The organism is Streptomyces sp. NPDC058955, from assembly GCF_042741435.1.
Taxonomy (GTDB): domain Bacteria; phylum Actinomycetota; class Actinomycetes; order Streptomycetales; family Streptomycetaceae; genus Streptomyces.
The window spans coordinates 1-15,663 of sequence record NZ_JBHYKM010000021.1; the positions used below are offsets into that span (position 1 = coordinate 1).

Below are 15,663 nucleotides of genomic sequence, written 5' to 3' on the forward strand. Positions count from 1 at the left end.
GGGGGGCGGGGGGGGGGGGCGGGGTGTGGGGGGGGGGGGGGGGCTGAGGGGGGCGCCCGGCGGGCGGGGGGGCTGTGCAACTTCGGGGGGGGTCAACAACCTGGTCCCCCGCCCCTACGCGTGCCCCTGGCCCGCTCAGCCGTCCAGCAGGGCCGTCTGCACCATGAGGCTGCGGCGTCGGGCGATGCGGATCGCGCGGCCCGGCGGCAGGAGCTTCGGCTTGACCCCGCCGATGAACGCCCCCTCGCTGGGCGGGCAGGACATCAGCAGCGCCGTGCTGTTGGCGTCGAGCAGCGTCCGAACGACCCCCTCCGAGGCGCCCCTGACGGCGCCCGACGCGGCCCGCGCCACCACCATGTGCAGACCGACCTCGTAACCCAGCGGCACGTGCGGGAGCAGCGCCTCAAGGGGGGAGTTGAATCCACCCGCGATCATCTCGTAGTCGTCGACGAGGACGAACAGGCGCGGCCCGTCCCACCAGTCGCACAACCGCATCCGTGCGGGCGGGATGTCCTCGCCCGGGGTTCGCTCCGTCATGGCCTGGGCGACGCCCTGGGCGTACTCGCGCAGGGCGTCGGCGGACACGGCGTGGCCGAGGCGGTACTCGGCGGGCACCGCGTCCACGAGCTCGCGCCGGAAGTCGGCAATGAGGATCCTGGCCTCGGCCGGGCTGTACTTGTCCACGATCGAGCGGGCGAGCAGCCGCAGCAGGTTCGTCTTTCCGCTCTCGGTGTCGCCGAACACGACGAGGTGCGGACTCTCCGCGAAGTCGTGCTGGATCGGCTTGAGTTCGGTCTCCTCGACGCCGATCGTGATCCGGTCGCCCTCGGCCCGGGGCAGTGTGGAGAACGGCAGCCGGGCGGGGAGCATGCGGACCGCCGGGGCGCCGGCCCGGCCCGCCCAGCCGTCGGAGACGGCGGCGACGAGACCGGCGACCCCGTCCGAGAGGTCGGTCGCGGTCTCCATGCCGTCTATCCGGGGGAGGGCGGCGAGGTAGTGCAGCTTCGTCACCGCCGTCAGTCCCCGGCCGGGGGCGTCCGCGGGGACCGTCGCCGCCTTGCGCATGTCGATGGCGGAGTCCATGGGGTCGCCCATGCGGAGCTCCAGCTTGGTGCCGATCGCCTCCCGCAGCACCGGGGTCAGCTCCATCCAGCGGGCCGTGGAGAGTACGAGGTGGACGCCGTAGTTGAGTCCCCGCTGGGCGATCTTGTTGATGTCGTCGACGAGATGGTCGAAGTCCTGGCGGACGGTCGGCCATCCGTCGACGACGAGGAACACGTCCCCGAAGGGCTCGTCGGCGAAGTCTCCGGCGGCGCGCCGGCGCCGGTAGCTCGCCACCGTGTCCACGCCGTGGTCGAGGAAGAGGCGCTCGCGCCGGTTCAGGAGCGCTGTCACCTCGCCGACCGTGCGCTGGACCCGGTCCTCGTCCAGCCGGCCGGTCACCCCGCCGACGTGCGGGAGACCGGCGAGTCCGGCCAGGCCGCCGCCGCCGAAGTCGAGGCAGTAGAACTGGACTTCGCGGGGGGTGTGGGTCAGCGCGAGGGAGGCGATCAGGGTGCGGAGCAGGGTGGATTTGCCGCTCTGCGGACCGCCGGCCACGCCCACGTGGCCGCCGGCCGCCGACAGGTCGACCGTCAGGAGGTCCCGCAACTGGTCGAAGGGACGGTCGACCACGCCGAGGGGGACGCGCAGCGTGGATCCCTCGCGTGGCAGCGCCGCGGTCAGGCCCCGGTCCGTGTCAGGCTCCAGCGGCGGCAGCAGGAGGTCGAGCGAGGGGGAGACCCCCAGCGGCGGCAGCCACACCTGGTGGGCCGGCGGCCCCGACCCGCGCAGCCGCCCCACGGCGACGTCGAGCAGCGCCTCCGTCTCCTCCTCGGCTGCCGCCCGCTCCTCTTCGGCGGGGGCCGCGGGCTGCCGGGGTACCACCCACGTCGTCGTCCAGGGCACGATCTGGTGCGCGACCCGGCTCGCCGACACGGACGGCGGACGTCCCCGGTACGGTCCCGACACGTACGCGGCACGGAAGCGGATGAGCTCCTCCACACCGGTCTTCAGGTAGCCGTTTCCGGGCTCCGGGGGCAACTGGTAGGCGTCGGGCACCCCCAGCACTCCCCGGCTCTCCATCGCCGAGAAGGTGCGCAGGCCGATCCGGTACGAGAGGTGGCTCTCCAGCTGGTGCACCCTTCCCTCGTCCAGCCGCTGCGAGGCGAGCAGCAGGTGAACGCCCAGGGAGCGGCCGAGCCGCCCGATCATGACGAACAGATCCATGAAGTCCCGGTGTGCGGAGAGCAGTTCGCTGAACTCGTCCACGACCACCACCAGACTCGGAAGCGGATCCAGCGGCGCGCCACCGGCTCGCGCCTGTTCGTACTCCAGGGCCGAGGAGTAGTTGCCGGCCGAGCGCAGCAGCTCCTGCCGCCGCATCAGTTCGCCGTGCAGGGCGTCCTGCATCCGGTCGACCAGGGCCGCCTCCTCGGAGAGATTGGTGATGACCGCGGAGACGTGAGGCAGCCCGTCCAGCCCCAGGAAGGTGGCGCCGCCCTTGAAGTCGACGAGGACGAAGTTGAGTCGTTCGGAGGAGTGGGTGAGCGCGAGCCCGAGGACCAGCGTGCGGAGCAGCTCGCTCTTGCCCGAGCCGGTGGCGCCGATGAGCATGCCGTGCGGTCCCATGCCGCCCTGCGCCGACTCCTTGAGATCCAGCTCCACCGGGGCGCCGTTCGCGGCCAGCGCGATCGGCACCCGCAGGTGCTGCCCGCTGGTCCGACGCTGCCACAGTGACGCCGGCTCGTGCCGACGCAGATCGGTGATGCCGAGCAGCCCGGAGAGCTGGATGTCGGCGACGAGTGGTTCCCCCGACTCCCCGCCCGTGGTGGCCCGGTACGGGGCGAGGGTCCGGCCGAGGGCGCCGGCGGCGGCCGGGCCCAGCGTGTCCGGCGTGCCCAGCCGGGTGGTCTGCTCGCGCCGGTTGCGGTCGGTGCGTACGAGCTCGATCGCGCCGTCCGTGAAGCGGAGCCGGAGTGTGGTGCGGCCCGGACGCCAGCGCAGTGTGTCGGAGAGGTCCAGGACGACACAGTTGCGGAATCCGGTGGTGTCGAACCGGTGACCCGACGGCACCCCGCCGCCGTCGATCACCACGATCACCAGCGGCTCGTCGCGGCCGGGTGAAGCGGTGGGGTCGAACGGCGGCCGCTCGCCGAACTCGGCCCCGACGAGGTCCGTCAGCTCCGAGACCGTGGCGGCCACCAGCCGTGTCGGGCCCGCTCCGTCCGACGTCTGCGGATGGAGGGCGTGCGGCACCCACTTCGTCCAGTCCCACTCCGGCTTCGCTTCGTCGGACACGCACAGCGCGATCCACACGTCGTCGGGGCTGTGCAGAGTCGCCAGCTGGGCGAGCAGCGCCCGCGCGAGGCCCCGGCGTTCCTCCGCCCCGCCCTGGACGAGGATGCGTTGCCACGCGCGCAGGTAGACGGCGATGGGCTGGTCGGGCACCTGGGCGTAGGCCTCTACGAAGCAGCGCAGGGCGTGCGAGGTCAGCGGCTCCAGGTCCTCCACCGGCCGTGTGGTCACCGGGGCGAGCCGGAGGCCGAGGCGCTGGGGCCCGACCGCGATCCGTACCTCGGCGAAGTCCTCGTCAGTCGAACGGCGTTCCCAGAATCGTCCGGTCCCCGCCAGCGACCACAGCGCGCCAGGGTGCGGATGGCGCCAGGCGAGCGCCTGGGCCTGCTCGACGACAGCGCCGCGCACCTTGCGCCGCACCTGCGCGAGATAGCGCAGATAGTCACGGCGCTCGCCGTTCATCTTGCTTTTCCGTTCCCCGCGGCGTTGCATCGCCTGGCCGACGAGCATGGCCACCAGTCCCATCGCCATCATGCCGAGCGACAGGTACATGAACACTCCGCCGCCACTGCCGGGCCGGAGGAACATGACCATCATCGACATGGACATCATGCCCATCGGCAGGAAGGTCCAGATGGCGCCCGCGTTCGGCTGCGCCTCGGCCAGCGCCGGCGGCTCCTGGAGGCTGAGCTCGCCGTCGGGCATCTCCGGACCTCGGCGGCGGGACGGGCGTCGGAAGAGCACCACACTCAACGAACCGCTCCTCTCTGGTGGTTTCACGGGGCGGGACAGGCGATCGCCAGGCGGGCCAGGGCGTACGCCGGCAGGGCATGGGTTTCGCAAGATAGGCGGGGCGGACCGCTCCCATCCCTCCGTCGCGCGGGAACACCGTCATCCCGCAGAGGAATTGCGTCATCTGTACGAGAGTCGGCCTCAGTGCGCCGCGCGTAGGGTGCGGCGCATGAGTGAGAGCGCCCTGGCCGGGATGTGTCGCCTGTCCATTCAACTGCCTGACAAAAAGGCGGAGTTGGCCCTCCCCGCAGACATTCCGATTGCCGACCTGTTGCCCGCGCTCCTGGGGTTCGTCGGCACAGGGGCCGAGGAGGTCACAGCCGAAGGCGGAGGCTGGGCGCTCCAGCGGCTCGGCGGCCCACCCCTGGACCCCGAGGCCACCCTCGCCACCCTGGAGATACGCGACGGCGAGACGCTGTACCTCCGGCCGGCCGCCGACGCCATACCGGAGGCGCACTTCGACGACATCGTCGACGGTGTCTCCACCACCATGGGACGACTGGGCGGGGACTGGTCCGAGTCGACCAGCAGGTCCTTCGCCAGAGGAGTCGCCGCCACCCTCCTCGGCACCGTCCTCGCCGCCCTCACCATGGCCGGGCTCCCCGCCGTCGACCGGGGCACCGCGGCCGCCCTCTGCGGGGCGCTTCTCCTCGCCGGAGCGGCATCCGCCAGCCGCGCGGTCGGGGACGCCGTCACCGCGCTCCTCCTCGGCTGCCTCGCCGTCCCCTTCTTCGCCCTGGCCGGCTGGCTCCTGCCCGGCGAACCCGCCGGCGCCGATTTGCTCGGGGCCCGCCTGCTGTCGGGCGGCGCTTCCGCCACCGGCTGTGCCGTTCTCGCCCTGGCCGTCGTCGGCGGCTCGGCCGCGGTATTCCTGTCGGTCGGACTTGTCGCCGCCTTCGTGACCACGGCGGGCGCCCTGACCCTCGCCACGGGCTTCCCGGCGGTCGACGTCGCCGCTCTCGTCTCCGTTCTCGCCGTGGTCCTCGGCGGCTTCGTCCCCGCTCTCGCCTTCCGCATGTCGGGCATGCGCATGCGGCCCCTGCCCACCACCCCCGGCGAACTCCAGGAAGCCATCGACCCCCACCCGAGCGGAGAAGTCGCCACCCGGTCGGCGGCCGCCAACGCCTGGCTGACCGCCCTCTACGCCGCCACCGGACTCGTCTGCACCGTCTGCCTCACCGTACTCGCCGACCACTTCGGCCTCGCCGAATCGCTCACCGCGGCCACCCTCACCGCCCTCCTCCTGCTGCACGGCCGCAACCTCGGCAGCACCTGGCAGCGCCTCTCGATCCTTCTGCCCGGCCTGTGGGGGGTCGGTGTCGTCTTCGTGGCCTGGGCCGCCTCTCTCGGCGGCGCCGGGCGCCTCGCCCTGGTCCTCGCCCTGGTGGCCCTCGCCATCTGCCTCACCATCGCCGTCTGGACCGTGCCCGGCCGGCGGCTCGTGCCCTACTGGGGGCGCCTTGCCGAGATCCTCCACCTGCTCGTCGCGCTTGCCCTGCTGCCCCTCGCACTGTGGGTGCTGGGCGTCTACGCGGCCGTACGCCAGCTCACCAGCTGACCCGAACCCCTACACCCGCCCGGAGGAGTACCCGTGCAGTCCAAGCGAGACCAGGTTCAGGCCCATCTCTTCCTGATGAGTCGTCTCACCTCGGGGATGCTGCGCGCCAATCCGGACGACCTGGAGACCCCCGGCGGCAGGACCGGTAAAGGCATGACGTACGGACTGCTCGTCGCGGTGTTCGCGCTCGTGGTCGCCGCGCTCTGGGGCCTCTTCTCGCCCGGCACCCCCTCCACCTGGCGCACCGAGGGCACCCTCGTCCTGGAGAAGGGCACCGGCAACCGGTACGTGTACAGCGACGGCCGCCTGCGCCCCCTCCTCAATCACGCCTCCGCCCTGCTGCTCCTCGGCAGCGCCCCCACCACGACCACCGTCGCCCCCTCCGCCACCCGCTCGGCCCCGCACGGCCCCGCCATCGGCATCCCCGGCGCCCCCGACCACCTCCCGGCGCCGGCCGACCTCGTCACCGACGCCTGGCGGCTGTGCTCCTCCGTCACCACGGAGACCTCAGGCCGCACGGTCGTCCGCACCCGCCTCGCCCTCGGCACCGGATCCACCGGACGCCCCCTCGGCGCCCGAGAGGGCCTTCTCCTCCAGGGACCCGACGGGCGGATCTGGCTCGTCTGGGCAGGTGAGCGCTTCCTGCTCGACGCCGCCACCGGCGCGCGCACCGCCCTCGGCTACGGCTCCGCCGCACCCCGGCCCGTGTCGGACGCCTTCCTCGGTGCCCTCCCCGCCGGACCCGATCTGCGGGCCCCCGGCGTACCCGGCCGGGGAAGCCCAGGTCCCGACCTCGACGGTCTCCCGACCCGGATCGGCCAGCTCTTCGCCGTCCGCGCGCCCGGCGGCGAGACCCGCTACCACCTGCTGCGCCGGGAGGGTCTCGTTCCCCTCGACGCCACCCGCGCCGCGCTCGTCCTCGGCGACCCCGCGACCCGGAGCCTCGCCCATGCGGGCCGGCCGCCGACGGTGCGGCCCCTGGGCACGGACGCGGTCCAGGGCCACCTCGCGCCCCTCGTGGTCCGGACCGGAGGCGAGGGCACGCCCGCTGCCCCGCCCCGGCTCGTCGAGCCGTCCGACGACTCCCAGCCCTGTGCCGTCGTACGACCCAGCGACGGCAAGGGCATGGGGGTCAGCGTCTCCCTCGCCCCGGACCACGTTCCCGAGGACCATGTCACGGTGCCTCCGGCCGACCGGGTCGTCCCGGCCTGCCTCCCCGTGGACCGGATCGAGATCCCGCCGGGGCGCGGCGCGCTCGTCCAGGCCCTGAGCAGCGTGGGCACGCAGATGGGGGACACCGTGTTCCTCGTGACCGACGCGGGCGTGCGCTACCCCGTCGCCTCGGCGCAGGCGCTCGCGGCACTGGGCTACACGGGCGCCGACGTACGCGGCCTGCCCTCCGGCCTGCTCATGACCCTGCCCACCGGGGTGACCCTCGACCCCGAGGTGGCGGGCCGGGCTCCGGCGGCCGCCGAAGCCCCGCCCCGGCGCACCTGCCCCGGCCTCGCGCAACTGCCCGCCCGCTGACGTAACCGCCGTTCCGAAAGCGGAAGTTACGTCACGCGACGCATCCGTGAAGGGGATCCCCGGTGGCACATTCGGCACACCCTCCGAGGGACACCCTCCGAGGGACGTCGAACCGAAAGGACGAGGACCATGCCCGATCCGGGACTGCCGACCGGCGCGACCTCCGGCTACAAAACCGTCGTCGAGGCCAACCTCAGGGTCGCCAACCTCATGCAGAACGCCTACGACGACATCCTGCGCATCCGCCGGATAGTCGAGAGCTCCAACAACGAGCTGACGACCGGCTACGGGGGCACCGACGGCCGGGCGTTCTACGACCTCCTCGTGGCGTGGGACGCCGACGTGCGGAAGGTCGAGAACGGTCTCCTCAACGTCAAGGAGACCATGATCGCGAACTCCGGAAAGCAGCAGACCGCCCAGGACACCACCACCTCGGCGATCCAGCGCGCGCAGAGCGCCTTCGCCGGCCTCAAGGGCCCCAGCGCCTGAGCCCGCCCCGGCAACACCCGACACCACGCAGGAGGACCCATGCCCGAGGCCAGTTATGACCACGGATCGATCAACATCAACTACGGCACCACCGACGGCGTCACCGCTCAGCTGATCAACGCGAGCGAGGCCATCGACACCGTCCTGAACAACCTCCAGCAGGCCGTCGCCCAGTGGGCGACGAGCTGCATCGGCATGGACAAGGGCGCCTTCGACGGCAAGTTCGTGGAGTGGCACGGCTACGTCGACCACGCCGCCCAGGCGGTCGCCGGCAGCGGCAAGCTGCTCCACACCATCGCCGACGACTACGGCGTCCTCGACCGCAGCCTCGCCCAGAACTGGGGCGACCTCCAGGTCATGTAGGCGTCGGCGACAGCGGAGAAACCATGCCCACCCAGGCGAACCTCACCAAGCTCGACGCCACGGCGGTGAACGCCTTCGTCAACGGGCCGCTCGCCGAGTTCCTGGCCGCGCTCGACCTCATCGGCCAGGACTCGGGCGGCACGCTGTCACCGCGGTCCATCGCCCACGGCTATACCAACCCGGACACCTTTCCCCTCACCAAGCCGCTCGCGATCGGGCTGATGGCGGGCGGGGACACCGTGCACGGGTCGACCCTCAACACGTCGACTCTCAAGTTCACCCAGAGCGTCGACCAGAACCTGCGGAACCTCCAGAACCTCTCCCAGGAACTCCGAGACACCCTCATCGCCATGGTCGAGAAGTTCCTGACCAAGCAGGGCCAGTCACTGACGCAGATCAGCGCCCAGGAGTTCCTCAACACCATCCGGTCGGCCTCCGGGCCGGCCACCACCGATCCGACGAAGATCCCGGACGCCACGTCCACGACCGGAACCTGATCCAACCACCGAAGGGGGCGGAGGGCACGGCATGCCTGCCGACCAATGGGCCACCGCGGTCCAGCTGCTGACGGGCTACCCGATGCCCGACCGCTCGGAGCTGTTCAAGGACCTCGCCGGAAGCGACGGCAAGACGCCGCTGATGAACGTGACGATCGAGTCGCGCGGCAACACCACGGCGTACAACGCGCTCGGTCCGAACGTCGGCCCCGGCGTGGATGGTCACTCCTACGTGATCGGCTATTACACGGGCTTCGGCGAGGGGGTCAACCTGTGGAAGGTCACCATCGACTTCCTCTGGGACCCGCACGCCCGCCCCGCGCAGTCCGGCAGTCCGCTCGACAACTACATCTTCGGCTCGCGGGCGCTGCTCGACTCGATCGTCAACAACCCCTTCTCCTCGCAGGGGCGTTCGTACGGCGGTCTCGTCGTGGAACCGCAGAACGCGGTGAACCTGCGGACCTTCTCCGACATCGCCGGCGCGCTGGACCGCACGGCCCTGTACTTCACCGAGCAGGAGGCGGTGCTCAAGCAGTGGGCGGACGCGCTGGACGCGGACGACGCCGTCATGAAGGGCAGCGCGGCCGATGCCTTCGGCGCACTCGTCCAGCGTATGAACGAGAACTACCGCGGGTACAAGGAGCAGTTGACGCCCCCAGGGTTCTCGCCCACGAACTTCGCCCTGCACCCCGTGCACGGCAACGGCGCCTCGCGCACCCGCCAGGGCAACGCGCTGATCGGAGCCGCGAACGCCGTCCACCAGTCGAGCTACGACCTCGTGACGGCCTGGCACCAATGGGCGGCCAACCCGCTCTCCAATCCGATGCAGACCTTGGAGAACCTGATCTGGGACGTCTGCGCGTGGATCCAGACGTACAACATGGAGCAGGTGGTGGCGGACGTCACCAGCTTCGGCGACACGGCCTCCACGTACACCGTCGGAGCCACGGCCTCCTTCCAGCAGTCCCACCCCCTGTGGGGCGACCTGTCGCAGATGGACACCTGGGGCCGGATCGGCAACGAGGCCGTACGGCGCTGGAACGAGGCCGTCGACTCGATGCTGGTTCCGGCCGGGAACGCCCAGCTCAGCATTGTCAACAACGCTTTCATCGACGCCTCCGCACCGCTCGCCGCCCCCCTCACGACGCGCAACACGTCGCCGCTGGGATCGGACGGCAAGACCGGCACAGGAGACGACAAGTCCGCCATCGACAAAGCCCTGGACGACGCCCTGAAGGACGCCGGCCTGGACGGCAGCGGCGGGGGCGGCAAGGGCGGCGAGGGCGGCCTCGGCGGTGTCGACGGCCTGGGCGAGGACGGGCAGGGCGGGTCAGGCGAGGGCCACAAGCAGCAGATCCCGCCACCCGCCCTCAACGGCCCCGGAGTCACGGGCAAGGGACTTCCCAACGTCACCGGCACGACCGGCACAGGAGGGTCCGGCGGGTCCGGCGGCGGCACGTCCCTGCCGGACATGCCGGGCCAGGGAGGCACGACGCAGCGAATGCCGACCCCGGCCCTCACCGGCGGCGTCCCGGGCGGCGGCTCCAGGGCAGGGGGGACTGGGACGGGGACCGGCGGCGGCTCCACGACACAGCGCCTTCCCTCGCCAGACCTCACCCTTCCCGGAACGAGCGGAGGGTCGGGCCTTCCCGGCTCCGGTCGCCCCGGGTCGGGCCTTCCCGGGTCAGGTATCCCCGGGTCGGGCCTTCCCGGCTCGGGTCGCCCCGGGTCGGGCCTTCCCCACTCCGGCCTTCCCGGGTCAGGTCTCCTTCCCGGAATGCCGGGATACCCCAGCGGCGGCTCCCGGACGAGCCGCGAACCGGTCTCGGGTCTGAAGCCGCGCGACGACGGAGGAACCGTCACGACCCTCCCGGACGGCAGCACCCGCCGAATCCTGCCCGACGGAAGCATCGTCACCACCTCACCAGACGGTACGAAGGTCACGCGACGGCCCGACGGGACCACTGAGACCGTCAAGCCCGATGGTACGAAGACCACCACACGGCCCGGCGGCACGACCGTGACCATAGAGCCGGACGGCACGAAGAGAGTCCTCCACCCGGGTGGCCTCATCACGATCACCACCCCGGACGGTGACACCTCCTACATCTCGCCTGACGGCAAGCAGTCCGCCACCCGCCCGGACCAGACCCTCACCAGCACCTCGTACCCCACCCTCAACCCCCCCGGCCTCGACCTGCCCGGCGTCGGCGGGACGGAGGGCTACGACACCGCGCGCGGCTCCGGAAGCTCGTACGGCGGCGGCGCGGATCGGGCCACCGCTGAGCGCGACACCCGTACGCCGGCCATGAACACCCCGGCGTACGAGGAGACCGGCTACGACGTGTCGACCGACTTCCCCGGCTACGGCACCGACACGCTGACCGGCGGGTCCGGCGGCGTCCTCGGCGGGGCGCCCGCCGGGCCAGGTGGTCCCGCGCCCATGATGCCCGGCATGGGCGGCGCCGGTCTCGGCGGCCAGGGCGGCGGTGCGACCGGAGGCTCGGACCGGGTCCGCGACTTCGTCGATGAGCCCGCCGCCACCCAGCGCACCGCCCAGGCGTCCGGCCATGGAGGCGGCGGCACGCCCTTCATGCCGCCGCCCGGCGGCCAGGGCGGCGGCCAGCAGACCCAGAGCAACGACCGCGAGCGCGCCAACTGGCTCGCGGAGGACGAGGACGTCTGGGGCACCGAGGACGACGGCAACCCGGCGGTCCTCGGCCGCGAGGAGCCCGCCGACGCCGGACGCCGCAACGCGTTCATGACAGGAGAGACCCGATGACCTCACCCCTGCCGCCCATCGAGGACCGCCTCGCCGCCGCGATGGCCGAACTGGAGGCCACCCACCGGGCTGCCGCCACCGCCGAGGAACGCATCCGCCGGGTCAGCGTCACCGGCACCTCGCGGGACGGCGCCGTTGAGGTCACCGTCGGCGGGAACGGCGAACTCGCCGGGGTGCGCTTCCTCGCCACCCGCTACCGCACGATGGCCGCGCCCCAGCTCGCCGCCTCCGTGATGGAGGCGTTCGGCCAGGCCCGCGCCAAGGCGTCCCGGGAGGTGACCGACGTCGTGACCCCGCTCACGGAAGGGGTCGGCCGGCTCGCGGAGCTCGCCCAGGTGGGGCCCGCACCGGCCGGGTTCGGCATCCCCGACACCCAGGCCGACTGGGGCGCGCTCATCGGCCGTGTCCTCGGCCCGGCCGCTCCACCCGAGCCGGAGACCGCACCCACGGCCCCGGGGCGGCGGCGCGGAAGCCGCAAGGGCCGCGGCTCCCTGTACGACGAGGTCGACGGTGACGCGGAGACCCCGCACGGCTGACGCAGTTCCCGTCCCCTGTCCACGTACGTCGGATGACGCAAGCGCCGGAAGCACCTTCCGGCGCACCATCTACCCCACCGCCACCCGCACATCGGGTGCACGTCCTGCCCGGGAGTACCCATGCCGTCGAGTTTCGAGTCGTCCGCCAACGACGTCTACGAGGCGGCCAAGGCGCTGCGCACCTTCAAGAACGAGGTCCGGAGCGTGGTGGAGAACTTCGAACAGGCGGTACGGCAGTACCCGAACTGGTTCGGTTACGAGGGCGAGGACGAGTTCGCCAACATTCAGGGGCCCATCCACCGCAAGACCGTCGACAGCACCCGAAAGGCCCTGCTCGCGCTGACCGAGACCTTCGAGGCCCTTGCCGACGGCACCATGCGTAACGCCGACGCCTTCGTCAACCATCAAGCGGACGTGGTGACGTCGATCCGCCAGCAGAACGACGCTCAGAACGGGCCGCGCGGATGACCGATATCGGCGAGCTCGGGCGCAACCAGGAGATCAGCGACCTGTGCCTCGTGCTGACCGGCAGCCGCCCGCCGACGGGCAGCGCCCAGGAGGCGGCCTTCACCGGCGAGGCGTACACCCGGCTCGCCCGGGACGTCGAGTCCATGATGGAGATGGCGCGCCGTGTCTCGCTGCGGATCGGCGACGGCATGCCGGAGTCCGCGCGCGGCGAGTTCGAGCGGACCGTCGACAGCCTCACCTCCGGTCGGGGCAAGACCTATCTCGACGGCTTCCTCCAGCAGCTCCAGGACGTGCGGGCCGACATGGACTCCAAGGCGCGCGACATCTATGAGATGAACTGGCAGATCATGGTGTCGCTCATCCACATGCTGGCCTTGCTGGCATGGGTGGCGGCCCTCGCCGCGTTCGGCTTCGGCGGTCTCGCGGGTATCCAGGCGGCCATCCTGAACCGGGCCCGCGTCGCGATCCTCACCGCCATCGCCACCCTGCTCAGCCGGGTGCGGCAGATGCCGGGCGTCTTCGAGGCGTTCGAGGAGGCGCTGATCTCGTTCATCACTCGCGTGACGAACATGGCCTTCGGCGACAGCCGGTTCCGGCAGACCAGAATCGACTGGTCGCAGATCGGCAAGGACGCCGTGTTCGGCTTCTTCGCCGGCGCGTTCACGGAGGCCATCGGGGGCGCCTTCGACAAGCTAGGCGATGTACTGGCCAAGCAGCAGCGCCCGCCGGGCACGGGCGGGCCGCAGAACTTCGACCCGTCCGGCTGGGGTGCCCGATTCGACCGGGAGATCCGCGAGAACCTCAACTCGTTCGTCTCCGAGAGCCTGGGCGAGAACGCGGCCGGCGTGCTCATGGGCGTGATCTTCGGCGGGCCGACCAGCTGGAACTGGGCCAATGTGCTGTGGACGGGCGTCAGCAGCGTGGTCGAACAGAACCTGGAGTCGTTCGCCCGGGCGTTCGGCTCCGACCTCCGCTCCACATTCGGTTCGAAGTTCAGCGACCGGCCCGACATGCCCCGCGAGCTCGTGAACACCGCGGGCGGTGGGCAGGGCCGCGGCGAGGAACAAGGCCGGGGTGGCGGAGGACAGCGCTCGACCTCGTTCGTCCCCCCGCCGCCGCGGCAGAACACGGCGTCGGACGGAGGCTCCGTACGCGACACGAACACCGTCCGGAACACGGGGCGTTCGTACGACGACGCGGCGAAGGGCGACGGCGGCCGCGGCGGCCGGGTAGCGCCCGGGCAGGCATCCGGCGGGGGAGCCTCCCACGACGAGCGCGGCCGTGAGGGCACGCCGTCCGCCTCGCTCACGTCCGCCCTCCCGGGACCTGCGGACTCCCCGGCCACTGTCGGCGGCGGGGGCGCCGACACCCGTGCCGTGCCGGAGGCCGCGGCCGTCGACCGGCAGGACCGGACGGGCGAAGCGCGCACGGTGGTCGCGGAGTCCCCGGACCGTACAGGGGAGCGGGACGGTGTCCTGCCGCCCGCGACCTCCGACGGCGGCAGCCAGTACACCGGCAGCGAGAACACGGACGTCCCGCAGACGGACCCGCAGCCCGCCGGGGACCGTCCCGCGGCCCAGGGCGCACAGGGCACGGGCGGCCTGCCGGGCTCCGGCGTCCCCGGAACGGGTGGCTCGGGCGAGGGGGCCGCGTCGAACGGTGCCCGGCACGGGACGCAACCCGTGGTCGATCCGGCGGTCGACGCCGGGGACGATCCCGTCACGGGCCTCCGCGAGGACACGGAGGAAGGCACAGCGGCCCAGGACGGCCGCCAGACGCCCACGTCCTCGCGCGACACGGCCGGAAATCGGCAGGACGGAACCGGGGAGGACCGCCCGGGCACCGTCCCCGCGACCGACTCCACGGGCCGGGACACTGCTGATCCCACGGCCCGGGACAACGCCGACCCTGCCGCCCGGCGCGGGGCTGCCTCCGCCCTCACCGAGCAGCAGTGGGACGCCCTCTCCCGTCAGGGCGCCATCGTCATCCCCACGCCGTCCGGCCAGGACTCCGTGGTCCTCGCCCTTGGAGCCGCCGCTCCCGACCTCGTCACCGGCACGCCCGCCGAGATCCGTGCCCACCTGGCGGACAGCCTCGTCGCGGAACTCTCCCGGCCCGCCGGGCAGCGTCCCCTGTGGGACCTCATCGACGTCCAGGCACAGTCGGCGGTGGCGGACGACCGTACGGCCGACCTGCTGCGCCGGGGCGCGGACGGCGACCCCGCAGCCCTCCGCGCACGCGAACTCCAGAGCGTCCACGCGAGCTGGGGCGACGACGAGCGGCGCTCGCTCGCCGAGGCCCTGCGCACGTTCAGCACGAGCCACGACGCGAGCTTCGACGTCCTGCCTCTGGTGGCGGGAGCGCTCTACGGGCTGACGGTCACCGTCGTTCAGCCCGACGGCAGTGCCATGACCGTGGGTTCGCCCGACGGCCGGCCCGTCACTCTGGCCCGGCTGCCCGAGCCCCGGCGAGGGCGGGAACAGGCCGCGGAGGACCGCTGGATCGCAGCCCGCCCGGGTGACACGGAGGACGGCGGCGAACCGGCGGACGAACCGGGCGACGGCCGGCTCACCCCACGAGCCTTCGACCGGCGGTGGGGCAAACTGTCGCCCGACGCGCCCGAGGTCGCCGGGGCGGCCGCCACGGCACAGTCGCTGCTCGCCGAGATGGGCCGGTTCACCGACCCGTTGAACGATCCGGAGGTGCCGTTCGGGGAACTGGACCTGCCTGAGCGGGCCGCCCGCCGGCTCACCGAGGCCCTGTACACCGCCCGCAGGCTCGGTCTCGGCCCGCACCAGGCCACCGAGCAGCGCGCCCTCGCCGCCGCGCTGCTCGCAGACCCGCTGGCTCCGCTCCCCGCAGCCTTCACGGCGACCGCCGTGACGTCGGACCTGCCGGACGACCTGACCTCCTCCCCGGCGGCGGAGGGCCGGCCCCTCATCGTCGACACGGAATCCGACGTCGACGGCGAGGTCACCGGCACCGACTCGTCCGACTCGTCCGACGCCTCCTCTGTCCGCTCCGCCCCGGCCTCGCTCTTCTCCACGGCGTCGGCGTCGACCGCCCTGACGGACCCCGTCCCGGACCCGGCCCCGGACCCGGAGCCCGCCCCGGCGCCCGCGCTGGCCCCGGCCCCGGTGGAAGGGGTCGCCGCCGCCACGTCCGCCGAGGTCAACGGTGTGCCCGCGCCGACCCGTCAGGAGCCGGGCGCCCCCGACGCACCCACCGGGCCCGCGGACCTCGCCGACCGCCTACGAGGAACCGTCCCCGCCCGCCTACGCTCCGGAACCGCCGCTCTCCCGGCTCTCCACCCTC

General features: G+C 72.5%; 9 protein-coding genes. 8 read left to right on the plus strand and 1 reads right to left on the minus strand.

Annotated elements, in window-relative coordinates:
* Positions 1-135: 135 nt before the first annotated feature.
* On the minus strand, positions 136-4,041 hold the full coding sequence (eccCa, locus tag ACFW1I_RS11410) for a type VII secretion protein EccCa (RefSeq protein WP_384668865.1): 3,906 nt from the start codon (positions 4,039-4,041) through the stop codon (positions 136-138).
* Positions 4,042-4,297: 256 nt separating this feature from the next.
* On the opposite strand from eccCa, the gene eccD reads away from it, so the two are divergent.
* The 8 genes from eccD to ACFW1I_RS11450 all read left to right on the plus strand — a co-directional run bounded on the left by eccD (position 4,298) and on the right by ACFW1I_RS11450 (position 12,348).
* On the plus strand, positions 4,298-5,686 hold the full coding sequence (eccD, locus tag ACFW1I_RS11415) for a type VII secretion integral membrane protein EccD (protein ID WP_384668868.1): 1,389 nt from the start codon (positions 4,298-4,300) through the stop codon (positions 5,684-5,686).
* Between the two features lie 33 nt (positions 5,687-5,719).
* Positions 5,720-7,213, plus strand: a complete 1,494-nt coding sequence (gene eccB / locus ACFW1I_RS11420; protein ID WP_384668870.1) for a type VII secretion protein EccB — start codon at positions 5,720-5,722, stop codon at positions 7,211-7,213.
* A gap of 129 nt (positions 7,214-7,342) precedes the next feature.
* The gene (locus ACFW1I_RS11425; protein ID WP_384668872.1) at positions 7,343-7,702 is read left to right on the plus strand and encodes a hypothetical protein; all 360 of its coding nucleotides are present in this window, start codon (positions 7,343-7,345) and stop codon (positions 7,700-7,702) included.
* Positions 7,703-7,741: 39 nt separating this feature from the next.
* Positions 7,742-8,065, plus strand: coding sequence for a WXG100 family type VII secretion target (locus ACFW1I_RS11430; RefSeq protein WP_384668874.1), 324 nt, complete (start codon positions 7,742-7,744; stop codon positions 8,063-8,065).
* 23 nt (positions 8,066-8,088) lie between these two features.
* Positions 8,089-8,562, plus strand: a complete 474-nt coding sequence (locus ACFW1I_RS11435) for a type VII secretion system-associated protein (RefSeq protein WP_384668877.1) — start codon at positions 8,089-8,091, stop codon at positions 8,560-8,562.
* 31 nt (positions 8,563-8,593) lie between these two features.
* Positions 8,594-11,344 (plus strand): AAWKG family protein, encoded by a 2,751-nt coding sequence (locus ACFW1I_RS11440; RefSeq protein WP_384668881.1) that lies wholly within the window; start codon positions 8,594-8,596, stop codon positions 11,342-11,344.
* Positions 11,341-11,880, plus strand: a complete 540-nt coding sequence (locus ACFW1I_RS11445) for a YbaB/EbfC family nucleoid-associated protein (RefSeq protein ID WP_384668884.1) — start codon at positions 11,341-11,343, stop codon at positions 11,878-11,880. The genes ACFW1I_RS11440 and ACFW1I_RS11445 overlap by 4 nt, the downstream gene beginning before the upstream one ends.
* Positions 11,881-12,000: 120 nt before the next feature.
* On the plus strand, positions 12,001-12,348 hold the full coding sequence (locus ACFW1I_RS11450; RefSeq protein ID WP_384668887.1) for a hypothetical protein: 348 nt from the start codon (positions 12,001-12,003) through the stop codon (positions 12,346-12,348).
* Positions 12,349-15,663 lie beyond the last annotated feature (3,315 nt).